Below are 24,333 nucleotides of genomic sequence, written 5' to 3'. Positions count from 1 at the left end.
AGTTTAGATAAAGCACAGCCAACTGCGGAAGTTCCGATGACCACCACGCGCGACAAGATGATCGCCGGCGCCGCCGACCTGATGAGCCGGCGCGGCGTCAACGCCACCAGCATGCGCGACGTCGTCCGCCATACGGCGACGCCACGCGGCTCGATCAGTCACCACTTCCCCGGCGGCAAGCAGCAGATGATCGCCGAGGCCGTAACCTTTGCCGGCAAGCAGGTGTCCATTCCCCTGGAGAGGGCCATGAACGAACGCGGCGTGATCGGTGGCTTGCGAGCTTTCGTCGCATCGTGGCGCCGCCAGCTGGAAGCGACCGGCTTCGAGGCCGGCTGCCCCGTGCTCGCGGTCGCCGTCGACCGCTATGTCGGAGAAGCCTCCGACAGGGACGACGAGACGGCGCAGCAGCACCTGCTCGATCTTGCCGACGGCGTGTTCGCCGATTGGCGACAGATCATGCGCTCAGCCCTCCTGCGCGAGGGAGTGGCCGCCGAACGCGCGGAGCGGCTTGCAACGCTGGTCGTCGCCTCGATCGAAGGCACGGTCGCAATGTGCCGTGCAAATCGCAGCGCCGACGCGCTCGATCAGGTGCAAGAGGAGCTGGAGACGGTCCTGTCCTCCGCCCTCGCCCGCACACCAGGATAGAATGGAGACGCACCGATGGATCTCTCCCGACAACGCGAACTCGCCCGCCATCTCGCCGATTTGCGCCGCGAGGGCCGGCAGCAAAGCGGCCTCGAGCAGCGGCTGGTGCCGCCGGATGCCGACACGGCGTACCGCATCGCGCAGATGGTGGAAGAAGAATTGGGCTGGGACGTCGTCGGCTGGAAGATCGCCGGCATGAAGCCCGGGCTCCAGCGCCAGCTTGGCATTTCCACGCCGATCTATGGGCGGGTGTTCGCGCCACTGATCAAGACCTCGCCCGCGAGCGTGGAACACGTCAAACAATGCAGTCCGATTCCGGAGGTCGAGTACCAGGCCCGGCTCGGCGCCGACCTGCCGCCGCGCGCGAAGCCCTATACGGTGGAAGAGGTCGGCGATGCGGTCGCTTCGCTGCATCCCGGCATCGAGCTCGCGGAATGCCGCTTCGTCCACGACGCGGCGTTTCCCCCGATGCCCGCAATCATGGCCGACGGCTCCGGATCGGGAACGATCGTGCTTGGAGAGCCCATCGCGGACTGGCGCAAACGCGACATTGCCAATCAGGAGGTCGTCCTGAACTGCAACGACGCCGAGAGGCGCCGCGGCAGCGCTGCAGAGGCGATCGATCATCCGCTGGTGCCGCTCGCCTGGCTCGCCAATGAGCTGTCACGAACCGGCATCGGCCTCAAGGCCGGCCAGACCATCTCCACCGGCACGCTGACGGGCATGCTGCGGCCGAAGCGGGGCGAGACTTACGTCGCCGATTTCGGTCCGCTCGGAACCGTAAGCGCGACCTACGCCTAGACGGACAGACTCAGCGCGCGGCTGCCCGCGGCCACCAGCGTAAACCCGGGATTAACATCGCCTGCTTATTGTCCGTGCAAATAATTTCCCGCGCCAGTTGCCGGACAGAATCATGAAAATCGGTACGCTCCTGACCACCGCCATCGTCTCGCTCTCGACAGTGGGCGGCGGCCTCGCCGTCTACGTCGCCGTGACGAAATACCAGACCATGGAGCGGATCACCGAGGCCCAGGGGCGGCTGGCGATCGTTCGCGCCGTCAGCGACATCCCACGCTACCTCAATCCCGAGCGCGGCTTTTCCACCAACATCCTCTATGGCCCTCCCGCCGTCGACCCGGCGCTGCTTGCCGAGCAGGACAAGCTGCGCAAGCAGACCGATGCCGCCCGCGACAGGATGAACGCGCTGCGCAAGGACCTGCCCGGCCCGTTCGACGACGGCAACACCACCGGCGGCAACATCGACGCCGTCAATTCGAAGTTCACCGCGCTGCGCGAGGCCATCGACAAGGCGATGTCGGGCCCGCCGGAGGCGCGCAAGGACGCGGCCAAGAAGATCGTCGCCGACAACGCCGTGCTCAACGCCGGCGTGACCGCGCTGCTCAACGAGCAGGTCCGCCGCATGGCGATCCTCAACGGCGATGCCTACCGGCAGGCCAGCTACGCCAACATCGCCATGACATTGCGCGACGTGGGCGGCTTCAACTCCAGCCTGCACAAGAATCTCGTCGGGGGCAAAAAGCCGGCGACCGATACCGAGAAGGCCGAGATCAGCCGCTCGCAGGGCCGCAACGACCAGATCGTGATGTCGCTGCTGGAGTTGCGCGGCAATCCCGCAACGCCGGCGAACGTTGCCGCCGCACTGGAGAAATTCAACGCGATCTATATCGACGAGTTCGGCCGCGAGCTCAAGCTGGTGAAGGAGGGTGCGGTCAGCGGCAAGTACGAACACGACATGGACACCTATTACACCGCCACGCAGCGCGGCCTCAGCACCATCATCGACGTCCGCGATGCCTTCTACGACAACGCGGAGCAGATTCTCGCCGGTGCCTCCACTGCGGCCCACACCAGCTTCACCATCGCACTCGCGGGCCTCCTCGCCGTGCTGATCGCCAGCGCCGGCCTCATCGTCACGGTCCGCCGCCGCGTCTGCGCCCCGATCGTCAACCTGACCACGCGGATGTCGCGGCTCGCCGAGGGCGAGGTCACGGAAGAGATTCCCGGCGCCGAGCGTTCCGATGAAATCGGCGCCATGGCCGCGGCCGTCCGGGTCTTCAAGGACAACATGATCCGGGCCGACAGCCTTGCGGCGGAGAAGCAGGCCGAGAACGACGGCAAGATGCGCCGCGCACAGGCGCTCGACGGGATCACCCGCGCGTTCGAAGCCAAGGTCACCGAGCTCGTCGGCGGACTGTCCCGCGCGTCATCCACCATGGAAAGCACGGCGCAGTCGATGACCTCGACGGCGGCCCAGACCAACAGCCAGGCCGCGGTCGTTGCCGCCGCCTCACAGCAGACATCGAGCAACGTCCAGACCGTCGCGAGCGCCACCGAAGAGCTGACCTCTTCGATCTCGGAGATCGGCCGTCAAGTGGCCCAGTCCACCGAGATCGCGGCCCGCGCCGTCGACAACGCCCGCCGCACCGGTGACACCGCCCGTGCGCTGGCCGAGGGCGCGCAGAAGATCGGCGACGTCGTAACGCTGATCCAGAGCATCGCCGAGCAGACCAATTTGCTGGCGCTCAACGCGACCATCGAGGCCGCCCGCGCCGGCGACGCCGGCCGTGGCTTCGCGGTGGTTGCTGCCGAGGTGAAGTCGCTGGCGGGCCAAACCGCCAAGGCCACCACCGAAATCTCCGAGCAGATTTCGGCGATCCAGGCCGCGAGCGACGAGACCGTGACCGCGATCCGCAACGTTGCCGACGTCATCGGCGAGATCGACCAGATCGGCACCGCCATTGCGGCCGCGATCGAGGAACAGGGCTCGGCGACCAAGGAGATCGCCCGCAGCGTTCAGGAGGCCGCGCGCGGCACCCAGGAGGTCAACACCAACATATCAGGCGTGCAGCGCGCCGCCGACCATACCGGCACGGCCGCACGGGAGGTGCTGGGCGCAGCCGAGCAGCTCTCGACCCAGTCCCGCGATCTCGCCGGACAGTTCGACCGTTTCCTCGGTGAGGTCAGGGCCGCGTAAGCGCGGCAAACGCGCAGCTTCGTAGTCCGGGACCGTCAGTAAGGCGGTGCCTTGCGCGCCGGCTGCGCCTTGGCGGCCTCGATCCACCAGGCGAGATCGTCGGCGAAGCGCGGGAACGAGCGTTCGAGCGCCTTGCCGCCCTCGCCGATCGGTTCGCCCGCCTCCGACAGCGTCTGTGCGATCGGGCCGACGCCGATGGTGCTCGACACCACCACCATGCCCATCTCCGACAACGTGCCATGCCAGGCGGTCGAGGCACGCGCGCCGGACAGGCGGCCGGCCGAATAGCTCACGATCGCGGCCGGTCGCCAGAACCACTCCTCAAGGAAGTGATCGGTGAGATTCTTCAGGCCAGGCTGAATGCCCCAATTGTATTCGCCGGTGACGAAGACGAAACCGTCCGCGCCGCGGATCTCTCCGGCCAGCTTCTCCAGCGCCTCGGGTGCGGAGCCCTTGGGATATTCCTTGTACATGCGATCGAGCATCGGCAGGCCGATCGCCTTGGCATCGATGAACACGGCGTCGTCGCCGCGGGCGCGCAGGCGATCGATGACGAAATTCGCAAGGCGGATGCCCATGCGGTCGGAACGGTAGGAACCGTAGAGGACGAGGATACGATTGCTCATGGGCGGTAGTATAGCACGGATCAGCAAGCCGGCCTCAACGTTTTGACGCGCTAGGTTCGCCGTCCGCGCTCGAGCGTTTGCGACGGTGTCTCGCCGAACTGGTCGCGATAGCTTCTGGAGAAGTCGCCGAAATGCCAGAACCCGAACGCCAGCGCGACGGCCTTGACGCTGTCGGCACCGGCGAGCAGCCGCTGGCGCACCAGCCACAGCCGCCGCAGACGTAGATAGCGGTGCAGGCTCATGCCGCGATAGCGGCGGACGACGTCGTGCATGGTGCGAACCGGCAGGCCAAGCTTGCGCGCGATCTCGGCGCTGTAGATGGGCTGAGAGAGGTCGTCGGAAAGCAGAGCGCGGATGTCCTGAAAGACCTTGAAGTTCCGCTCGTCATTGGGGTGCAGGGTCCATCGCGCGGGACCCATATTTTGGAAAATTGCGTCCACGGCGCCGAGCAGGGTCTCCTTCATGGCGGCCGCCTTCAGCGGCACGTCGGGCACGTCGACCGGCTCCGAAGCGGCTGCCAACACCTCCCGAACCACCCCGCGGAGCCGGTTCAAGCCCGCGACGGTCGTTTCGAAGATCTTGAAGCAGAGGGCTGCTTGTGGCCAGCCGCGATCCGTCACCTCCGGCCTGAACACCACCGAGGCGATTTCCCGCTGAACCTCCTCGACGGTGGTGTAGGCCGCGCCGCCGCTGCCGATCACGATGACGGGTCGTGTGCGCCGCGTGCCGTTGAATCGAACGGGCACGTCCAAATCGTCCATCGTGAATCCGATCGCGGTGCAATTCTCGACGAGCTGTGCGTCGACGACCCGCGGAAATGCCCGCGTCAAATTCACGTCGCAGCCGGGCAGCGACAGAATGGTCTGCTCGGCCGAAATCCTCCGTACGAAAGGCGTGAACTCGAAGTTCAGGCCCCGTATGGCATTTCGAAATTCATCGACGTCAGAGAAACGAAATACCTTTGGCGCCAGCGTCGGCGCATCATCAATTCTGTTCATGGCAATGTGAAACTTCGCGTCGCAACAAACGCGTGTCCGGCGACAATGCCGACCCAACTTCCCGTTCCGGTGTCCCCTCAGTCTGAAAGAATCACTTCGAACTATGCCGACCAGTTGGCGAGCGTCGAAGTCCAAGGACAACCCGGCGCATCAAATCTCGCCAATTTTCGATAGCGTTTCCTGCCGTGCCAGCGGTGCACCAATACCCAAACGGTCGAAAGCAACATTTCATATTAACCTCTGTCGAGCGGAATGAGCGCTGTTAGATAGTCAAAATCAATTTTGAGTCAGGCCCCTGCCAGGATGGCAAATTCGCCTGCTGCTATTCTCGCTGAATTGGAAGAGGTGGTCGCAACGTGCCCACCGCACCGTTGCGCACGCATTCTCACCGGCATGGTGCAGTTGCTCATTGGCAGCCAGGACCAGTGCCGGGAATTGCTCAGCAACGTGGTCGACGGTGTTCTGCTGCGATTGACGGAACGGGTCGAGGCCAGCGCACTGGTTCAGCTCAGCACGGCGCTCGCCGAGCTTGACGTGGCGCCTCCCGAAACATTGTGGCGTCTCGCCTCACACGACGATCCCGACGTGGCGTGTCCGGTCCTGCTCAAATCGCAGGCGCTCTCCGCGGCAGACCTCGAGGCTGTCATTGACTCCCGTGGCGAGCGGCATCGACGCGCAATCGCCGCCCGCAGCGAGATCGCGCCGACCGTGACCGAGGCGCTGATCAAGCACGGCGGCCCGATCTGCCTTGCCCTGATCAAGAACCCGGGAACGAAATTCTCCGACGCAGCCTATGCAGCGCTGATTGCCAAGGCTGACCATGACGGCGAGATCGCGAAGGCGCTGGTGCTCCGGCCCGGCACGCCCGACCTGGTCGTGCGCAAGCTGCTCTCCGCCCCACCAGCCCGGAAGGCACCGGCCACACCCAACCCGCCCGCCGCGGCGCCGGTGCCGGAAGCGGAGCCGGCTCCGCCAAAGCGGCCTTGCAGGGCCGACTACGCAAGCGCGAGGCCGGAGATCGTCGTCCTCAACCGCATCGGCAAGCTCAACGATTCCACGGTGAACCGTTTTGCGATCCGCGGCGAGACGGCCAATTTGTTCACGGCGCTGTCGGTGCTTTCAGGGGCGCCGCTCGAGATCATCGAGCGTGTCGTGAGCGACGACGATTGCGAAGGGCTGGTCATGGCGTGCCGGGCTTCGCGGCTGAACTGGCAGACCACCCTTACCATCCTGAGCAACCGCGGCGGGAAAAGGCTCTCCTTTGCCGAGCGCGAGCGCGCGCAACGCATCTTCGAGACGCTGCTTCTGTCCACCAGCCAATGGGCAGTGCGATGGGGAGAAATAGCAGCAAGCGCCAACACGCGCGATCCGGTAGATCGCGGCTCGAAGATGGTGGTTAATCGATGAAGTTCGACGGTCGCAAAGCGCAGCGCGTAAAAATGGATCACAAGCAGCCGGTCAATCTGATGGGCTCGGACGGCACGTGGCGGCGCAGTTGCGTTCTGCTCGACATATCGCAAAGCGGTGCGAAGATCGAAGTTGAGGGCACGCTCGACGTGCTGCGGGCAAAGGAATTCTTCCTGCTGCTATCGTCGACGGGGCTCGCCTACCGGCGCTGCGAATTGGTCTGGATCGACGGCACCACCGCCGGCGTACACTTCGTCACCGCAGACGGAAAGAGGAAACCGGCAGCCGCCGCGCAGACTGCCGCTCAGAGCAAATAGCCCCAAGGATTCATCAGCCCCAATTAACTCCAGCATGATTCAGGTCAACCGTGCAGAACGCGCGAATTATATCCCGCCCCGTCAAAGGCGACGGCGGCATCCGAGAGAAGGAAGCGGCACGCCCGTTCGTGCATGTGCTGGCTGATTCCTCGGACAAATTGTCGAGCGTCTGTTCGATTCTCGAGCAGCAGTTTGCCGTCGCAGGCGAACGGCTCGACGCGGAAGCCAAGCTGTCCGAGGTGCCGTTCGCGATCGTGATCCGTGCGGAATTGCGTGACGTCCGCACCATTGCGGCCATCAAGAAACGAGCCGCAAAGCTCGCGAAGGCAACGAAACGCATCTTCCTGGTCGAGCACTCCTCTCACATGAGTATCTCGCAGGCGTACGCGCTCGGAGCCACGCTCGTCCTTCCCGGGACGATCGACAAGATCAAGCTCCTGGCAGCGCTGGCTCATCCCGCCGAAGAGGCGTCTGGTTCCTCAGGTCACGCGCCGCAGCCGGACAACGCCGTCGAGACCGCGGCGATCGCCATCGCGTCGATGTTCACGGCCGTCACGCTCGGCGAGCCTGTCGACGTCGACGGCACGAAGGAAGCCGGCCGCCAGATCGCCGATCGCATCACCCAGCATGGCTTGTCGGAGTGGCTCACCACGGTGCGGCGCCATCACGAGGGGACCTATCAGCATTGCCTCCTCGTCACCGGCGTCGCCATCGACTTCGGCCTGAGCCTTGGCGTCGGCAGGCCAGATCTGGAGCGGCTATATACGGCGGCCATGTTCCACGACATCGGCAAGGCCCGGATTCCGCTTGCCATCCTCGACAAGCCCGGCCGTCTCGATCCGGAGGAACGTGCCATAATCGAGACGCACCCGGTGGCGGGCTACGATTTTCTGAAAGACCACGACAATATCTCGCCGGAGATCCTTGATGCCGTGCGGCATCATCACGAATTTCTCGACGGCAGCGGCTACCCGGATGCGCTTTGCGCCGGGAACATCGGTGATGTCGTGCGCATCCTGACGATCGCGGACATCTTCGCTGCCCTGATCGAGCACCGGCACTACAAGCCGACGATACCGCGGGCAGAGGCTTATAACATTCTCTGCGGAATGAGTGGAAAGCTGGAAAAGGCACTGCTGACCGCGTTCAGACAGGTCGCGCTCACGAGATGAGCGCAGCAACCCGTCTCGACCCGGTCTAGTGCGCGGCGCGATGTCTGGTGCGGCGCGGAACGGTCCGGCACGCGAGCCCTTCGGCCAGCAGCTTCATGTCCTCGTGCCGGCCGCTGCGGATCAGCCGGCCGAACTCTTCGGGTGTGAAAGGAAGACTTGGATCATCATCGATCGGACGCCGCACTCGCGGGCCGAAGAACCGTCGAACCAGGCTAGCGAGCCGCCGCATGTCAATTCCCTCGCGCCAGCATCAAACCTTTCAGTCCGTACATTGTTCCTCCTGCACGATCGAGATTGCAAGAGGCCGCCAAGCGGTCCGCACCAAAAAAAATTCGGCGAGAGAATAATCTCCTCTGCCTGCGCTACTCGGCGAATCCGACGTAGCGCACGAAATCGTCGTTGCCCTCGCGATCGGAGCGAACGGCGTTCGCGGCAAAGTTGTCGTCGGGATAGCCCATCGCGACGCAGGTCATGATCACCTCGTCCTCCGGAATGTTCGCGACCTCGCGCACGATGTCGGAGCGCATGATGCCCTGCCCGTTGATCACCGAACCGAGCCCGCGGTCCCAGGCCGCGAGCACGATGCCGTAGCAGAGCGCGCCCAGGTCGAAATGGCAGACCGCGCCGGGATCGAGCACGCGGTCATAGGTCAAGACCAGCGACACCGGCGCGTCGAACTGGCGGAAGCCGCGCAGCACCCAGTCCTGGCGCATCGGTTTGTCGTCGCGCGCGATTCCCATCGCGCCGAACAATTTCTTGGCGACGTCGACTTGCCGCGTCCGGTGCACGCCCTGGTATTCGCCGTGGCTGACGATGTCGCGCTTGACCTTGGCGCCGCCAACCATCTCCTCCATGTTGCGTCGCCGCAGCTGTTCCAGCGGACTGCCTGTGAGCACGTGGACATGCCAGGGCTGGGTGTTCATCGACGACGGCGCACGTTTGGCGGTGTCGATGATCGCCTCGATCACCGCGCGCGGCACCGGCTCGTTCCTGAAGCCACGCACGCTGCGGCGCGACTGGACCAGCGTTTCGAATTCCACCTCAAGACCTCCCTGCCCGTTCATTCCCCGGCATTGCCACATGCGAGCGGTTGCCGACGCGGCGCGCCATATCTATGCTAACCCGCAAGCAAGACCAAGAACCCTGTGAGGATCCCATGAAAGCCAACATGGCCGCACCGCTCGATCCCGTCATCGCCCAGATCATTCCGCTGCTGCCGATGCGCGATGCCACCACGATGACGCCACAGAGCGCCCGCGATTCCTTGCGCGCACTGGCTGCCTCGCGCGCGGCCATACCGCCGCCACCCGTCGACATTGTCGCGGATATCAAGGTGAAAGGCGGCGCCGGACCGCTCGATGCACGGGTCTACCGGGTCGGCACCACGCCCGCACCGACCGTGGTGTTCTTCCATGGTGGCGGCTGGGTCGCGGGCGACCTCGAGACCCACGACCGGCAGGCCCGCAACCTTGCGATCGAGACCGGCGCGGTCGTCGTCTCCGTCGACTATCGCCGCCCGCCCGAAACGCGCTTTCCCGGCGCGTTCGAGGACGCCTTTGCCGCGGTCAGCGACGTGTTTGGCCGCGTCACGGAATTTGGCGGCGATGCAAAACGCCTCGGTGTTGCCGGCGACAGCGCCGGCGGCAATCTCGCCGCCACCACCGCGATCGCCTGCCGCGACGCCGGCATCAAGCTCGCCGCGCAACTGCTGGTCTACCCCGTGACCGACGTCCTCGGCAGTTATGCGGACGCGCGCGAGAACGCACGCTTTCCCTCGCGCGCAGAGAATGCCGAAGGCTACTTCCTCTCACGCGCCGTGATGGAGTGGTTTTGCGGCCATTATCTCGCCGATCCCTCGCATGCGACCGACTGGCGCGTTTCACCGCTGCGCGCGAATTCGCTTGCCGGCGTCGCGCCCGCGATCGTCACCACCGCCTGGTTCGATCCCCTGCGCGACGAGGGCACAGCCTATGCGCGCGCGCTGGAAGCCGCCGGCGTGCCGGTGAAGCACCATGAAGGCCCCGGCCTGATCCACGGCTATTTCGGCCTCGGCGATGCCTCCGAGGTGGCGCGCGCGGAAGCGCAGCGCGCACGCGCGGACTTCAAGGCGCTTCTCGCGCGCGGCGCCTGAGGGTGATATCGGGAGCGGCAGGATCGGCCGCCACGCCGGCCGGCGTTCAGGCCTTGGCAGCGGGCACCTCGAAGAAGCCCGTCGCCTGAACGAGCCGGCCGTCGCCGCCGAAGCGGCCGAAACTCTCACCCCTGACGAACACGCGACCGGCGCCATCATACATAGTCCAGCGAAAAAGCCCCTGCTCGTGGTGTTCGAGGAAGCTGTCGTTCCTGAAATGCGCGCCAGGAAACTTGAGCTGGGTTTGACCGATGCGCGCCATCAAGGCGTCGCGTCCCTCAATCTGAGAGCCCGGATCGGTATACACACAGTCCGCGGCGACGCTTTGCTCCAGCAGCCGACGCCGCTCGTCCTCATCGACGGGTCCCCACGCCGCCTGATAGGTGTTCCAGGTCTTCAGTCGCGCTTCATCGTTCATCTCGCAGAACCTCTCATGGCTTCATGCCGCTTCCGGCAAATTGACAATTCTTGTTCTTTTGTCAATATGACCGAGGTTCAATTCCGACGCCGGTGAGGCTCATGGCTCGTTCCAGCATTTCGAAAGAGGAGCTCGCGATCGAGGCTGCGACGGAGGTCTTCTCCCGCTACGGCCATGCCCGTACGACGATGGGCGATATCGCCGCCAAGGCGGGCATGTCGCGGCCGGCGCTCTATTTGCTCTTCCCCGACAAGGATGCCGTGTTCGCGGCGGTGATCCAGAGAATGGACGAGCAGAAGCATCGCGACATTAAGGCCGCAATCGCGCGTCTCGACGGTCTCCATGCCAAGCTGCTCCACGCCTGCAAATCCTGGGGATCCCATGGCTTCGACCTGATCGAGGCGCATCCCGATTCAGCAGATCTGTTCGACCTCCGTTTCCCGGCAGTCCGAAACGTCTACGACAACTTCCAGTCTTTGGTCGCCGACCTCATCCGCGATCAGGTGAAGGCCGCTGCGATAGCGGACGAGCCGGAAGTACTGGCGCGATGCCTGGTGTTCGGCATGCGGGGGCTGCGCGAAACCGCCAGGACCGGCAAGGAGATGCGGCGGCTGATCGCCGTTCAGGTCACCATGCTCGTCAGAAGCATCGATGACAGCGTTTGAGCTGCGAACAGCCGCCTATCTCCCCGCCCTTTGCGCGTCGGTGTGCCCCCACGTCTGGTCCCAATCCTGACCGGCGGCATCGACGACGCGGCCGTCGGCTTCGAAGAACTTGTTCGGCACCTGGAAGATCGCCAGGATCAGGGCGCCTTCCGGGCACCAGGCGGCATGCCGGCTGCCGGCCTCGCGCCAGATGAATTCGCCGGCCTTGCAGGCAATCCCCTTGGCCGGCCCCTCGTTGTCGACGAGAGCGCCTTCGATGACATAACTCTGCTCGACCCCGACATGCTCGTGATCGGGCAGCACCGATCCCGGCGCAAAGCGCATCAAGGCCGTCATCAGACCGCTGCTGCGATCGAACAGCAGCGTCTTGGCCTCGCAGCCGGGAAAGCGCGTCTTCTGCCATTCCATCTCTTGCGGCCGAACCAGGTGAGAATGCCGGTCAGAAGCGGCAACCGGCATGTTCGCAATCAGGGTCTCCATCACGATGCTCCCTTCGGCTAAATTCGCCCGAAGCTAGCAGGATCGCCCGTCCCGGTCAGCGAGCAGTGCAGCAGGCCGTCGGCCCCTTCGCACCCGCGCTCGAAAAATCGCCAGGAAGACCGGACGGCAGGCGCTCATCCAGCTTGATTGCGCCACGATTCCCGGCTCCAATCCGCGCGCCATTTCTGGTTTAGGGAGACAATCATGATGAAGCGGATTTTCCTGGCTGCGATCGTTGCCACGTTTGCGGCGGGTTCGGCCTTCGCGGAGGACACCTGCGAAAGCAAGGCCGTCGGGAAGGACGGCAAGGCCCTGGCTGGTGCCGCCAAGACCTCGTTCATGAAGAAGTGCAAGGCCGACGCCTGCGCGCCCAAGGCCGTCAGCGCCGAGGGCAAGCCGCTCGCCGGCGCCGCCAAGAACAGCTTTATGAAGAAGTGCGAAGTCGGCGCCTGACCGCTGCGACTTTGGTGCTCATTTAGCGAGCAACGGTTCCACAAACTCGTCATGCCCGGGCTTGTCCCGGGCATCCACGTTTTTGTCTCTGAATAACAGAGGCAAAGACCGTTTGCCTCTTCTCGCACGCGCCGAGCGCGCAGAGCAAAATCGTCGCCACCCTAGACAGAGTGCCTCGGCTAGCGGAACATGCAGCGCTGAGCAAACCGGGGCGCACCAACGAATCTTCCAGCAAAGGGTGGTCGAGATGTTGCAGTTTCGAGTGCGTGATTACACGATGGCGATAATGAGCGTGCTCTTCGCGTTGCTCATCAGTTTTGACGTCGCGCATGCAAGGGGCCCGGGACTGCCCAACGTCATGGTGCTCGCAACCGGCGGCACGATCGCCGGCAGCGGGGCGAGCAGCACCACCGTGGTCGGCTACACCGCCGCCACGGTTGGCATAGAGACGCTCCTGAACGCCGTCCCCGAGCTGAAAACGGTGGCCAACGTCAAGGGTGAGCAGGTTTTCCAGATCGCCAGCGAGAACATGAACAATGACTACTGGCTCAAGCTCGCAAAGCGCGTCAACACGCTGCTCGCGCAGGACGACGTCGATGGCATTGTGATCACGCACGGGACCGATACGATCGAGGAAACCAGCTATTTTCTGGATCTCGTCGTCAAGAGCAAGAAACCTGTCGTCGTCGTCGGCGCGATGCGGCCGTCGACGGCGATCAGCGCGGATGGGCCGATCAACCTCTTCAATGCGGTGATCCTCGCAGGCAGCGACGAGGCCGTCGGCAAGGGCGTACTCGTTGCTCTCAACGATCAGATCAACGCGGCTCGCGATGTGACCAAGAACAACACCTCGACGGCAGACACCTTCCGCACGCCTGAACTCGGCTTTCTCGGCTACATGCAGGGCAACAAGCCGTTCTTCTATCGTCAATCGACGCGGCGGCACACGGCGGACTCTGAGTTCGACGTCTCCAGCCTCGATGTCCTGCCGCAAGTCGACATTGTCTACGGCTACGCCAACATGAACCGGGTCGCGATCGACGCGTTTGTCGCCGCCGGTGCCAAGGGGATCGTGCATGCCGGCGTCGGTGACGGCAGCCTGGCTCGTCCCGCGGTCGAACCGGCCCTCGACGAGGCCCGCAAGAAGGGCGTCGTGATCGTGCGCAGCAGCCGTGTCGGCAACGGCATCGTCGCACGCAATGGCGAGGCCAAGGATGACGAACACGACTTCGTCGTCTCGGATACGCTCAATCCTCAAAAGGCGCGTATTCTGCTGATGCTGGCGCTAACCAAGACGACCGACACCAAGGAAATCCAGCGGATGTTCTTCACTTACTAGACCGTCCGGTCGCCCTACTCCCGCTTGAAACGGTAGTCGAAGGCGGCGCCGAACGGCTTGATCAGCCCGACCGTCGGCGCCGGGAAATGAATCGGCAGGATCAGCGTGTCGGTGTCGACGACGGAAGCAAAAAACTTCCGCCGCGACACCGCCGACTGCTTCGCATCCCAATCCGGCTTGGCCGACCAGTCCGGCTCGCGGCACTGGATCTGGTGATGCATGAGATCGCCGGCCACCACCGCGCGCTGGCCCTTCGAGAAGATGTTCACGCAGCAATGACAGGGCGAATGCCCCGGCGTCGGCGTCAGCGTGACGGTGTCGTCGAGCGCGTAATCGTCATCGACCAGCAGTGCCTGTCCGGCCTCGACGATCGGCAGGCAGTTGTCGCGAAACACGGTGCCGGGCGGGTTGCTGCCCTTGGCGTGCTCGGCCTCCCAGGCCGCATATTCCCCCTTGTGGAAGACGTATTTCGCATTCGGAAAAGTCGGCACCCAGCGTCCGTCGCGTAAGGTCGTATTCCAGCCGGTATGGTCGATATGAAGATGCGTGCAGAAGACGTAATCGATCTGCTCGAAGCCGATGCCGAGCGCGAACAGCTCGTTGCGCCAGCGCTCCTTGCCCGGAAAATCGAATGGCGGCGGTGGCCCTTGTCCTCGCCGGTGCAGGTATCGACCAGGATGGTGTAGCGCGGCGTGCGCATCACGAAGGTCTGATAGGTGATCACCATCATGCCGCGCGCGGCGTCGAACACCTCCGGCTCCATCGTCGGCAGATGGTGCTTGAACACACCCTCGTCATAGGCCGGGAAAAAATCCTGCGGCCGCCGCCACGGCCCCTCCCGCTCGATCACCGCATCGATGGTGATGTCGCCGATCCGCAGCTGCTTCATGCGCGTTCCACCCCAGCTTTTAAAGCAGCGTAGCGGGCGGCATCGGACCGTTCAAGCCGGAAGGCGCAGAGCCGTCCCCTTGCGTGACGATTGCCGCAAATCAACCCCAAACGCCGCCGACGGTGATCACGGAGTTGGGGGAAGAATCGGTGGGCACGAAACTGAGAGTCGCGACGGCAGCCATCATCGCCGTCGCCGCGGGCGTCTACGTCAACAACACGAGTCTGCTGGCGCCTCGTCGTGACGGCAAGCCGGTGCTGCTTGCCCATCGCGGCATGGCGCAGCGCTTCGATGAGCGCGATGTGAAGAACGACACCTGCACCGCCGCACAAATGTTGCCGCCGACACACGACTATCTGGAGAACACTGTTCGCTCGATGCGGGCAAGCTTCGACGCCGGCGCGGATGTGGTCGAGCTCGACGTGCACCCGACCACCGACGGCGAGTTTGCCGTCTTCCACGACTGGACGCTCGATTGCCGCACCGACGGCCACGGCGTGACGCGCGAGCAAAGCATGCCGAGGCTGAAGCTGCTCGACATCGGCTATGGTTACACCGCCGACGGCGGCAAGACATTTCCGTTTCGCGGCAAAGGCATCGGGATGATGCCGAAATTGTCGGAAGTGTTCGCCGCCTTCCCTGACAGGAAGCTGCTCATCAACGTGAAGAGCCGCGACGGGCACGAAGGCGAGAAACTTGCCACGGTGTTGAACGCGCTGCCGGCCGAGCGCCGCCGGACGATCATGGTTTATGGCGGCGACGAGCCCATCGACATGATCCGTCGCCTTACCCCGGAAGTTCGCACGATCTCGCGCGCGGCAATCCGAACCTGCCTGATCGGCTCTATCGGCTGCGGCTGGACCGGCCTGGTGCCGGCAGCCTGCCGGAACGCGATGGTGCTGGTGCCGATCAATATCGCGCCCTTTCTATGGGGCTGGCCTGACCGCTTCCTCGCGCGCATGGAGGGCGCGAACAGCGCAGTGTTCGTGCTCGGTCCCTACAGTGGAGGCGAGTTCTCCACCGGCATCGATACGCCCGAGCTCTTCGCCCGGCTCCCGCAAGGCTATTCCGGCGGGATCTGGACCAACGAGATCGAGGCGATCGCCGCGATCGCGGGCAAGGGCAAGGGCAAGGGAAAGAGCAAGAACTAGCTCCGCAATCCCGGCGCTTCCTGCCCCGTGCGCGCGACATATTCGGTGTAGCCGCCGCCGAACTGGTGGATGCCCTCGGGCGTCAGCTCCAGCACGCGGTTCGACAGGACGCTGAGAAAATGCCGGTCATGCGAGACGAACAGCATGGTGCCCTCGAAATCCGACAGCGCTGCGATCAGCATCTCCTTGGTGGCGAGATCGAGATGGTTGGTAGGCTCGTCCAGCACCAGGAAGTTCGGGGGGTCGAACAGCATCTTTGCCATCACCAGGCGCGCCTTCTCGCCGCCTGACAGCACGCGGCAGCGCTTCTCGACGTCGTCGCCGGAGAAGCCGAAGCAGCCGGCGAGCGCGCGCAGGGAGCCCTGCCCCGCGGTCGGAAACGCGTATTCGAGTGACTCGAACACCGTCTGCTCGCCATCGAGCAAATCCATCGCGTGCTGGGCGAAATAGCCCATCTTGACGCTGCCGCCGACCGCAACCGTGCCCTCGTCCGGCTCGCTCGCACCGGCGACGAGCTTGAGCAGCGTCGATTTGCCGGCGCCGTTGACGCCCATCACGCACCAGCGTTCTCGGCGGCGGATCATGAAATCGAGCCCGTCATAGATGCGCTTGCTGCCGTAGCCCTTGAACACCCTCTTGAGCGCCACGACGTCCTCGCCCGACCGCGGCGCCGGCGGAAAGTCGAATGCCACCGTCTGGCGGCGGCGCGGCGGCTCGACCCGCTCGATCTTGTCGAGCTTCTTCACCCGGCTCTGGACCTGAGCCGCATGAGAGGCGCGCGCCTTGAAACGCTCGATGAACTTGATCTCCTTGGCGAGCATGGCCTGCTGGCGCTCGAACTGCGCCTGCTGCTGCTTCTCGCTCAGCGCCCGCTGCTGCTCGTAGAACTCGTAATTGCCGGCGTAGGTGGTGAGCGATCCGGAATCGATCTCGACCACTTTGGAGATCACGCGGTTGATGAACTCACGGTCATGCGAGGTCATCAGCAACGTGCCTTCGTAATCGTGCAAGAACTTCTCGAGCCAGATCAGGCTTTCGAGATCGAGATGGTTGCTGGGCTCGTCGAGCAGCATGACGTCGGGCCGCATCAGCAGGATGCGGGCGAGCGCCACGCGCATCTTCCAGCCACCGGAGAGCTTGCCGACGTCGCCGTCCATCATCTCCTGGCTGAAGCCGAGGCCGGACAGCGCCTCGCGCGCACGGCCGTCGAGCGCGTAGCCGTCGAGCTCTTCGAATGCGTGCTGCACCTCGCCGTAACGCGCGATGATCTCGTCCATCTGGTCGGCCTTGTCGGGATCGGCCATCGCGGTCTCGAGCTCGCGCAGCTCGGCCGCGACCGCACTCACCGGCCCCGCCCCGTCCATGACCTCGGCCACGGCGCTGCGGCCGGCCATCTCACCGACGTCCTGGTTGAAATAGCCGATGGTGATGCCGCGGTCGGTCGAGACCTGCCCCTCGTCGGGCAGTTCCTCGCCGGCGATCATCCGGAATAGCGTGGTCTTGCCCGCACCGTTCGGGCCAACGAGGCCGATCTTCTCGCCCTTGTTGAGGGCGGCGGAGGCTTCGATGAACAGGATCTGGTGGCCGGCTTGCTTGCTGACGTTGTCGAGGCGGATCATGGGGTCTTTTGGGGGATTGTTGCGTTGCAGCGTCATAGGCCATGCCGGCCGCCAGGGGAAGCCCGGCCGGACCCGGATCAGCCCCGCGCGCCGCCGAATTCGCGCAATTCGACCCGCAGCTTAGGCCTTGTAGACCTCCACGGTCTGCATCATGCCCATCTCCTCATGGTTCATCATGTGGCAGTGGAGCATGTAGACGCCGGTGAAATCGATGAAGCGCGAGCGGAACACGACCTGGCCGCCCTTGCGCTCCACGATCACGGAATCCCGCCATTCCGGCACCGCCAGCGCCTTGCCATTGGCCGAGATCACCTGGAACGGGTTGGTGTGGATGTGGAACACGTGGTCGTCATGCTCATGGGTGTTGACGATGGTCCACTCCTCGACCGCACCCAGCTTGACCCGCTGATCGATACGGCCAGGGTCGAACTTCTTGCCGTCGACGAAGAACTCGAATTCCTGCCAATGGCCTGCGGCATCGGCCTCCGGCGCGGTCGCCGACAGCACCACCTTGCGACGGTTGGTGATCTCGGAATCCTTGATGGTCGCGAGCGGCGCCGGCGGCAGGGCCCGCGGCAGCTTCATGTCCATCGGCGCGCCTGAGACCACGACCCGCGCCAGCGGTCCCACTGGCGAAGGATGGCCCTGGTCGTACTGCGCCGCGTTGAAGGCGTAGGTGCCGGGGCTCCCTGCCTTGACCAGAATGTCCGCGCGCTGGCCGGGCGCGATCAGGACCTGCTTGAGCGGCTGCATGGCGCCGAGCTGGATGCCGTCATAGGCGATCGCTTGCAGATCGTGCTTCTCCAGGTCGAGCAGCATGTCGTCCTGATAGGCGGCATTGAGGATGCGCCAGCGCTGCACCTCGCCGGGCCGCATCTCGATCATTGGCCGGCGCTGGCCGTTAATGGCGAGAAAGCGCGTCGCAGTCTCGGGAAACAGCGTCTCGAAATTCTCGACCATGCCATTGGCATCGTAGACCACCTGGGTCAGCACCATGAGACGTTCGCGGGCGGTCGAGATCTCGGGGACGTCGGCGAAATCGCCCTCGATGACGATGGCGCCGACCATGCCGGAGGACATCTGGATGTCAGCGCTGCCGTGGTGATGTGGGTGATACCAGTAGGTGCCCCTGGTGTGATCGGCCGGCAGGGTGATTTCGATGTTGTAGCTGCGGCCCGGCGCCATCGAGCGCATGACGTTGTCGGAAATCCCGCTCGGGCTGGTATGCGCGCCGTGGAAATGGAAATTGGTGTTGTTGAACTGGTGCGGATGGCTGATGTCGGCCGGCAATCCATCGCGGTTCGGCGGCAAATCGTTGATCATCTTGATGCGCAGCGTATCGCCGGGCTTCATGCGCAAGGTCGGCCCGGGGCTGCCGCCCTCATAGGACCTGACATAGAGCCGGACGCCGCCGATCTGGCGATAGGCATAGCCGACGCGCAAGGTCGTGCTCAGCACGCCATTGACGGACCGCCGCGCCTCGGGCTCGAGCAGCGGCTGGTCCATGGCGGGAACGGGCGTATCAGCGATCATTCCCATGGTCGGCGACATGTCCGCGGTGTGGGACGTGCCTGCATGGTCGTGCACGGCGTGCTGGGCATTCGCTGCACCTGCGAACAGCGACAACGCACCCGCTTTGAGACCGCGATCCAGCAATTGGCGGCGCGACAATGTCGTCGTGCCCATGGTGCTGGTGACTGAACACGCACCGTTCGGATCGTGCTGCATTTGAATCGCGCCCCCTGTTGCCGGACCGTCTTCCGTTCGATTCGATTTCAAAGCAAGCACGAAACCACAATTCGATCTGCGAGCGCACGACATTCAGCGGTTGTAAACCTTCTCACCCGTTCTATCGTCGCATGATGCATCGTGACGGATTCGCGCTGGCGCTGACCTATGTCCTCCGGACATCGCATGCTGGCCGCATCCCGATGTTCTCGAAACTCTGTACAAGGATATGATCATGGGGCCTTCGCGACGTGAGTTCGTGAAGTGGTTGTCGGCGGGAGGCATCTCGGTCAGCCTGTCACATCTGGCGTCCGCGGCGGGCGTGCCCTTCGCAGCGCACGAGACGCTGCCCGGACGCGGCAAGTTCAATCCCGCGACAACGGGCGCCGGCCGCGTCGACGGCGTCGCCAAGGTCACCGGCGCAAAGCTCTACGCTTCCGACTTCCGCGCCAACGATCTGCAGGGCTGGCCACAGACCACCTCGCACGCGATCCTGGTCCGCGCCAACGACGCCACGCATGTCTATACCGGACTGGACCTCGCCCGCCTCGGCGGCGCGCTCAAGCCGTCGGTGGTGGTGACAGCCGCCGATCTCGACCGGATCGGGACGCAGGTGCCGGAATTCTATGCGGGCGACCTGTTCTGTCCGATCGGCAAGACGCCGCTTTATCTGGGACAGCCGGTGGCGCTTTTGATCTTCGAAAAGTTCGACGCCTTCGACCAGGCGCGTCTCGCGCTGCGCGACGGCACGTTCGTCCAATTCGGCGAGGAGACCGGGCCTGTCGTCGTCCCCGATTACGGGGCCTTCCGCTTCACCCGCGTGGCAGGTCCCTCGCCTGACCAACCGGATGTCTATTCGCCGCTCCAGGCCGGCTGGGTCTCGCCCAAGAAGGTGCAGAGCGCGGCGCTGCCGGTGTGGTCGCCGCTCGCGAAGGACATGCCGGCGGATTACGCCAAGGCGGCGAAACATGGCGAGCAGATCCGCGCCGAGCTTGCAGCGAATGACGCCTCGATGCTGGTGCTCGACCGCGAGTTCGAGACGCAATCGGTCGACCCGATGTTCCTCGAGCCGGAATGCGGGCTCGCCTGGTACGACGGCAAGGGCGGCAATCTCGAACTGCTGCTTGGCGTCCAGTCGCCCTACGAGGCGGCGGAGTCGATCGCGCATCTGTTCGGCAAGGCCCGCGCGCCCTACAAGCCGGCGCACATCAACGCGCAGTTCGCCCATGTCGGCGGCGGCTTTGGTGGCCGCGATCACACGCCTTTCATTCTCTATGTTGCGCTCGCGGCGGTCTGCTTTCCCGGCAAGCCGGTGCGGCTGGCGCATGACCGCTACCAGCAATTTCAGGCCGGCATCAAACGCCACGCGATCAAGATGCGCTCGCGCATCGGCATCGATCGCGCGACCGGCAAGATCAAGGCGTTCGCCGCCGATCACGTGCTCGACGGCGGCGGGCTCGCCCATTTCTCGGCCAGCGTCGCAATCGTCGCGGCCACCGGCGCGATCGGCATCTACGACATTCCGAAGGTCGACGTCAGGACCGTCGCGGTGCACTCGCGCGGCGTGAGCGCAGGCTCGATGCGCGGCTATGGCATCCTGCAAGCCATGACGGCGCTGGAGGTCCTGATCGACGAAGCCGCGTCCGAGCTCAAGCGCGATCCGATCGAATTCCGGCGGCGTAACGCGCTGCCGCAGAACGGTCGGACCATGACGGGCAATCCCTACATCGTCTCGGTGCGCACCCCCGAAATCCTCGACAAGCTCGAGAAGCATCCGATCTGGCAGCAGCGGGCGCAGTTCAAGCAGACCTCGTCGGATCGGCTGGTCGGCACCGGCGTTGCCTGCGTCACGAAAGACTATGGCTCCGGTGCGGACGGCTCGCTCGGACGCGTTGAGCTTGGACCTGACGGCAGGATCGTCATCTATTGCGATCATGTCGAGATGGGCAACGGCATCGGGACGGCGCTGGCCAACCGGGTCGCCGGCCATCTCGGCGCCATCGCCGATGAGGTCTCGGTCGCCCGCGTCGACAGCTATGACGTACTCGGGCTGGTCACATCCGGCGATCCCTCAACCATGGACCAGAAGACCCAGGATGCCGCGGAGAAGAACCCGCGCTGGGTGCCCGCGATCAGCTCGCCGACGAGCTCCTCGATCGGCGCGCATGTCGGCACGCATTCCGCCGCGGAAGCCGCCCGCGTGATTTTCCGCTTCGGCCTGTGGCCCGCGGCGCTTGAGCTGTGGCGCATCGCAAAGACCGATCCGCGCGCGGGGCAATGGGCCAGCGCAAGCTGGCACAACGGCCAGCTCATCATGCCCGGCCTCGAACCGCTCGCCCTCCCTGCGCTCGCGGCGGCAGCTCACGCGCGCGGCTTCGTCACCGGTGCGGTTGCGCACAGCTTCTCGCGCTGGGCGTGGTCGCGGGCACGCTTCCCGCTGTCCGGCGAGCAATACCGCGCCGAGATCGACGCGCTGGCGATCCGCAAAGGCAACGGTAAGTTCGAGCGGATCAACCGCACCAGCGTCAAGTTTCCGCCGACCGACAACAACCGGATCGGCACCGCCTACACCTCGATGTGCGGCACGGTCGTCCGCGTCGAGATCGAGCGCGCAACCGGCGCGCTTCGCATCGCCAAGGCCTATAGCGTTTTCGAATGCGGCACCGCGCTGGTGCCCGAGGTGGTGATGGGCCAGGCCCAGGGCGGCTTCGCCATGGGCGTCGGCTACGCGCTGCTCGAAACCCTGCCACCCTTCGAGGGCGGCCCCGGCAACGGCGAATGGAATCTCGGGCGCTATCTGGTCGCACGCGGCTCCGACCTGCCGCTCCGCGATCTCGAGATCGAGATGCTGAAGCCGCTAGTACCAGACGAAGCGCCGAAGGGCATGGCGGAGGTCGTGATGATCCCGATCGTGCCGGCGCTGATCAACGCCATCCACGACGCCACCGGCCATCGCTTCCGCGCGCTGCCGGTCACCGCAAGCCTATTGAAGGGAGTGCTCGCGTGACGACCCTCAGCCTCACCATCAACGGCCAGAAGCACGGTCCGATGGACGTCCGCGACGATCTCTCGATGAACGATTTTCTGCGCGAGATGCTGGGCATGACCGGCACCAAGTTCGGCTGCGGCGCCGCGCAATGCCTGAGCTGCGCCGTCATCGTCGACGCGCCCGACGGCACCAGCACCACCAGCCCGACCTGCGTCGCGCCCGCCATGAATTTCGACGGCAAATCGATCCGCACCGTCGAGGGGCACGCGAGGGACGGCGAGCTCTCGACCCTGCAAAAGGCGTTCATCGCGCATTTCGCCTTTCAGTGCGGCTATTGCACCGCGGGCTTCCTCAATGAGGGCCAGGTCTTGCTGGAGCGCCTGTCGCGGACACCGGTCGCGCGCGAGGCGCTGGAGCAGACCATCGCGGACGCGCTCGACGGTCATCTCTGTCGCTGCACCGGCTACGTCAAATATCACGAGGCGGTGCGGGACGTGATCCTCGCCGACTCGAAGCGCTACCTCATGGCCACCAAGTGACACGCATCATGATCTCCGACGTGCGGTTCAAGATGATTGCCGTGGTCGCCGCACTCGCCGGCAGTCTCAGTGCGGGCTACGCGGCGTCGGAGACGGCAAGCCACGCCCTCGCCTCGCCCGAGAGCTTTGCTTCGGTCGGAGACACAGAGAGGCGTTCGGCCGCAATCTTCACTGAGCTCGGCAAGGTGCTGACGCATCCGCGCTGCACCAACTGTCATCCGGCCGGCGACAGGCCGCATCAGGGCGACAATGCCCGCCTGCATCAGCCGCCGGTGACGCGCGGCGCTGACGGCCACGGCCTCGAGGCGATGCGCTGCAACAGCTGCCACCAGAAGGCCAATTTCGAGCCCGGCCGCATGCCCGGCCATCCCGACTGGCATCTGGCCCCGCGCGAGATGGCCTGGGAGGGCAAGACCGTCGGCGAGATCTGCGAGCAGATCAGGGATCCCGCGCGCAATGGCGGGCGCAAGGTGGAAGACCTGATCGACCATATCGGCAAGGACACCCTCGTCGGCTGGGCCTGGAAGCCCGGCTTCGGCCGCTCACCCGTGCCGGGCACGCAGCAGCAGGCCGGCGCGCTGGTGGAGGCGTGGGCGAAGACCGGAGCGGCGTGTCCGGCGCCTTGACGACGTCGAAGCATGACAAAAAAGCTCCAGTGAAGCAGCAGTACGGTGACAGGGCATCGAGGCTTCACTCCTTCGACGCCGAGAAAATGCAAACCAACGCAGTGTGAAAAATAACTGAGGGGCTCCGTCGCCGGGGCCCCTCTTGCGTCTCGTTCTCAGCCAACGTCTGAAAGCTTCGTTCGCTTAAGCTTCGTTCGCTTAGAAATGATAGTTCACACCAGCGCGCACGACGTGCATGTCTGTTTTTTCGCTGACAGAGAAGCCGGTGCCTGGGGGAAGGCCAAATTGATCTAGGTTGAATGCGTCCTTGCCCAGGTCAACGTAAAGGTACTCGGTCTTCAAAGACCAGTTTTGTGCGATCATGTATTCGAAGCCGGCGCCGGCGGTCCAACCGAGTTTCGTATTCGTCCCGAGTGGAACGCCGCTGTTGGTTGTTGTCTGTCCATAGGCGAGACCGCCCGTCGCGTAAACGACGAAACGCTCCCACGGCAGGAAACCAATGCGTCCGCGAACCGTACCGAAATAATCCACCGTCGTGCCGGCGGCGGCGCCAAAAAGCGCGGGGATCCCGAGGCTGCTTTTCACATCGGTGCCCTGAATGTCAGCTTCGAAGCCATACAAGAACTGTGCGGCCTGCCAGTTGTAACCAAATTGGCCGCCGCCGAGAAATCCGTTCGACTTGAGGGCCAACACTCCGCTCCCGAAAGGAGACTCAGTGATGATTGCCGATTCACCGCCGCCATATCCGGCGTTCACACCGACGTAGAAACCTGTCCAATTGAAAACCGGAGCGGCATGGGCCGGCGCCTTTGCGTACAAGTCAGCGGCCGATGATGAGCCAACCATAGTCAGTAAGGCCACCGAGGCCATCAAGATCTTCTTCATTAAAGCCCACCTGTTTTTTAAGTTATCGACTGTATTCATAGCTTTCGAGAACGGTAGCAGTGCGTCCTCATCGTCACGCTCCCGACTCGTCTTTCAGTAAGAATGACGCTCGGTAGCAAGCAGACAGCGTCATTCGGGTCGGCGGCGCCCGCGCGCCGCCGCTTCTTCGCGATCTCAACAGCGCGCCAATCGATCTCATTTCTCAAGCGCACTCCGTCCCGGGAACGGAGTCCAATCGAAATTGTAGTTCACGCCGAGCGT

General features: G+C 64.3%; 23 protein-coding genes and 1 pseudogene. 14 read left to right on the top strand and 10 right to left on the bottom strand.

Annotation, left to right across the window (positions count from 1 at the left end):
* The first annotated feature begins 36 nt into the window (after nt 1-36).
* The 3 genes from N551_RS0128130 (at nt 37) to N551_RS0128120 (ending at nt 3,640) form a co-directional block, all read left to right on the top strand.
* The gene (locus tag N551_RS0128130) at nt 37-645 is read left to right on the top strand and encodes a TetR/AcrR family transcriptional regulator (protein ID WP_027569760.1); all 609 of its coding nucleotides are present in this window, start codon (nt 37-39) and stop codon (nt 643-645) included.
* Nucleotides 646-660: 15 nt separating this feature from the next.
* Complete coding sequence (locus tag N551_RS0128125; RefSeq protein ID WP_027569759.1) at nt 661-1,446, top strand: 2-keto-4-pentenoate hydratase; 786 nt, start codon at nt 661-663, stop codon at nt 1,444-1,446.
* A 112-nt stretch (nt 1,447-1,558) separates the two neighbouring features.
* The gene (locus N551_RS0128120; protein WP_027569758.1) at nt 1,559-3,640 is read left to right on the top strand and encodes a methyl-accepting chemotaxis protein; all 2,082 of its coding nucleotides are present in this window, start codon (nt 1,559-1,561) and stop codon (nt 3,638-3,640) included.
* Nucleotides 3,641-3,675: 35 nt separating this feature from the next.
* Here N551_RS0128120 and N551_RS0128115 read toward each other — a convergent pair whose 3' ends face one another.
* On the bottom strand, nt 3,676-4,266 hold the full coding sequence (locus N551_RS0128115; RefSeq protein WP_027569757.1) for an NADPH-dependent FMN reductase: 591 nt from the start codon (nt 4,264-4,266) through the stop codon (nt 3,676-3,678).
* Between the two features lie 50 nt (nt 4,267-4,316).
* Nucleotides 4,317-5,264 (bottom strand): AraC family transcriptional regulator, encoded by a 948-nt coding sequence (locus N551_RS0128110; protein WP_027569756.1) that lies wholly within the window; start codon nt 5,262-5,264, stop codon nt 4,317-4,319.
* 303 nt (nt 5,265-5,567) lie between these two features.
* Between N551_RS0128110 and N551_RS0128105 the strand changes: the two genes are divergently transcribed.
* From N551_RS0128105 to N551_RS0128095, 3 genes are read left to right on the top strand one after another with little or no spacing between them, the layout of a single operon-like run.
* On the top strand, nt 5,568-6,671 hold the full coding sequence (locus N551_RS0128105; protein ID WP_035962666.1) for a DUF2336 domain-containing protein: 1,104 nt from the start codon (nt 5,568-5,570) through the stop codon (nt 6,669-6,671).
* Complete coding sequence (locus N551_RS0128100) at nt 6,668-6,988, top strand: PilZ domain-containing protein (protein ID WP_007591767.1); 321 nt, start codon at nt 6,668-6,670, stop codon at nt 6,986-6,988. The genes N551_RS0128105 and N551_RS0128100 overlap by 4 nt, the downstream gene beginning before the upstream one ends.
* A gap of 50 nt (nt 6,989-7,038) precedes the next feature.
* The gene (locus N551_RS0128095) at nt 7,039-8,160 is read left to right on the top strand and encodes an HD-GYP domain-containing protein (RefSeq protein ID WP_027569754.1); all 1,122 of its coding nucleotides are present in this window, start codon (nt 7,039-7,041) and stop codon (nt 8,158-8,160) included.
* 25 nt (nt 8,161-8,185) lie between these two features.
* Here N551_RS0128095 and N551_RS0128090 read toward each other — a convergent pair whose 3' ends face one another.
* Together N551_RS0128090 and N551_RS0128085 are read right to left on the bottom strand one after the other, a co-directional pair.
* A complete protein-coding gene (locus tag N551_RS0128090; protein WP_018456356.1) occupies nt 8,186-8,389 on the bottom strand; it encodes a hypothetical protein in 204 nt (67 codons plus the stop codon).
* Between the two features lie 133 nt (nt 8,390-8,522).
* Nucleotides 8,523-9,200: a nitroreductase gene (locus tag N551_RS0128085; RefSeq protein ID WP_027569753.1), complete on the bottom strand. Its 678-nt coding sequence runs from the start codon at nt 9,198-9,200 to the stop codon at nt 8,523-8,525.
* Between the two features lie 128 nt (nt 9,201-9,328).
* Here N551_RS0128085 and N551_RS0128080 point away from each other — a divergent pair, with 128 nt between their 5' ends.
* Entirely contained in the window at nt 9,329-10,291 is a 963-nt protein-coding gene (locus N551_RS0128080) for an alpha/beta hydrolase (protein WP_027569752.1), read from the top strand.
* A 46-nt stretch (nt 10,292-10,337) separates the two neighbouring features.
* On the opposite strand, the gene N551_RS0128075 is transcribed toward N551_RS0128080, so the two are convergent.
* On the bottom strand, nt 10,338-10,709 hold the full coding sequence (locus N551_RS0128075) for a nuclear transport factor 2 family protein (RefSeq protein WP_027569751.1): 372 nt from the start codon (nt 10,707-10,709) through the stop codon (nt 10,338-10,340).
* Nucleotides 10,710-10,810: 101 nt separating this feature from the next.
* Here N551_RS0128075 and N551_RS0128070 point away from each other — a divergent pair, with 101 nt between their 5' ends.
* Nucleotides 10,811-11,374: a TetR/AcrR family transcriptional regulator gene (locus N551_RS0128070; RefSeq protein ID WP_027569750.1), complete on the top strand. Its 564-nt coding sequence runs from the start codon at nt 10,811-10,813 to the stop codon at nt 11,372-11,374.
* Nucleotides 11,375-11,389: 15 nt separating this feature from the next.
* On the opposite strand, the gene N551_RS0128065 is transcribed toward N551_RS0128070, so the two are convergent.
* On the bottom strand, nt 11,390-11,854 hold the full coding sequence (locus N551_RS0128065; RefSeq protein ID WP_027569749.1) for a cupin domain-containing protein: 465 nt from the start codon (nt 11,852-11,854) through the stop codon (nt 11,390-11,392).
* 204 nt (nt 11,855-12,058) lie between these two features.
* On the opposite strand from N551_RS0128065, the gene N551_RS0128060 reads away from it, so the two are divergent.
* The gene (locus tag N551_RS0128060) at nt 12,059-12,307 is read left to right on the top strand and encodes a hypothetical protein (RefSeq protein ID WP_035962662.1); all 249 of its coding nucleotides are present in this window, start codon (nt 12,059-12,061) and stop codon (nt 12,305-12,307) included.
* An 82-nt stretch (nt 12,308-12,389) separates the two neighbouring features.
* Nucleotides 12,390-13,646 carry a type II asparaginase gene (locus N551_RS0128055; protein ID WP_305803832.1) on the top strand — a complete coding sequence of 419 codons (1,257 nt, stop codon included), beginning with the start codon at nt 12,390-12,392 and terminating at the stop codon, nt 13,644-13,646.
* Nucleotides 13,647-13,660: 14 nt separating this feature from the next.
* On the opposite strand, the pseudogene N551_RS39795 reads toward N551_RS0128055, so the two are convergent.
* Nucleotides 13,661-14,535 (bottom strand): annotated as a pseudogene (locus N551_RS39795) (MBL fold metallo-hydrolase).
* A gap of 149 nt (nt 14,536-14,684) precedes the next feature.
* On the opposite strand from N551_RS39795, the gene N551_RS0128045 reads away from it, so the two are divergent.
* Entirely contained in the window at nt 14,685-15,686 is a 1,002-nt protein-coding gene (locus tag N551_RS0128045) for a glycerophosphodiester phosphodiesterase family protein (RefSeq protein ID WP_027569746.1), read from the top strand.
* Here N551_RS0128045 and N551_RS0128040 read toward each other — a convergent pair.
* Together N551_RS0128040 and N551_RS0128035 are read right to left on the bottom strand one after the other, a co-directional pair.
* Nucleotides 15,683-17,305 carry an ABC-F family ATP-binding cassette domain-containing protein gene (locus tag N551_RS0128040; protein ID WP_027569745.1) on the bottom strand — a complete coding sequence of 541 codons (1,623 nt, stop codon included), beginning with the start codon at nt 17,303-17,305 and terminating at the stop codon, nt 15,683-15,685. The two genes, N551_RS0128045 and N551_RS0128040, sit on opposite strands and share 4 nt — an antisense overlap.
* Before the next feature lie 120 nt (nt 17,306-17,425).
* Complete coding sequence (locus N551_RS0128035; RefSeq protein WP_027569744.1) at nt 17,426-19,033, bottom strand: multicopper oxidase family protein; 1,608 nt, start codon at nt 19,031-19,033, stop codon at nt 17,426-17,428.
* A gap of 235 nt (nt 19,034-19,268) precedes the next feature.
* Between N551_RS0128035 and N551_RS0128030 the strand changes: the two genes are divergently transcribed.
* Genes N551_RS0128030 through N551_RS0128020 form a run of 3 tightly spaced genes read left to right on the top strand, consistent with a single transcriptional unit; the run spans nt 19,269 to nt 23,187 of the window.
* Nucleotides 19,269-22,040 carry a xanthine dehydrogenase family protein molybdopterin-binding subunit gene (locus N551_RS0128030; RefSeq protein ID WP_027569743.1) on the top strand — a complete coding sequence of 924 codons (2,772 nt, stop codon included), beginning with the start codon at nt 19,269-19,271 and terminating at the stop codon, nt 22,038-22,040.
* The gene (locus N551_RS0128025; RefSeq protein WP_027569742.1) at nt 22,037-22,561 is read left to right on the top strand and encodes a (2Fe-2S)-binding protein; all 525 of its coding nucleotides are present in this window, start codon (nt 22,037-22,039) and stop codon (nt 22,559-22,561) included. The genes N551_RS0128030 and N551_RS0128025 overlap by 4 nt, the downstream gene beginning before the upstream one ends.
* Before the next feature lie 8 nt (nt 22,562-22,569).
* On the top strand, nt 22,570-23,187 hold the full coding sequence (locus tag N551_RS0128020; protein ID WP_027569741.1) for a hypothetical protein: 618 nt from the start codon (nt 22,570-22,572) through the stop codon (nt 23,185-23,187).
* A gap of 198 nt (nt 23,188-23,385) precedes the next feature.
* Here the strand turns inward: N551_RS0128020 and N551_RS0128015 are convergent, their stop codons facing one another.
* Entirely contained in the window at nt 23,386-24,072 is a 687-nt protein-coding gene (locus tag N551_RS0128015) for an outer membrane protein (protein WP_027569740.1), read from the bottom strand.
* Nucleotides 24,073-24,333: the final 261 nt, after the last annotated feature.

Source organism: Bradyrhizobium sp. URHA0013, assembly GCF_000518345.1.
GTDB lineage: Bacteria > Pseudomonadota > Alphaproteobacteria > Rhizobiales > Xanthobacteraceae > Bradyrhizobium.
The sequence above is the reverse complement of the archived record's forward strand: the minus strand, read 5'-3'. Positions and strand labels throughout refer to the sequence as shown.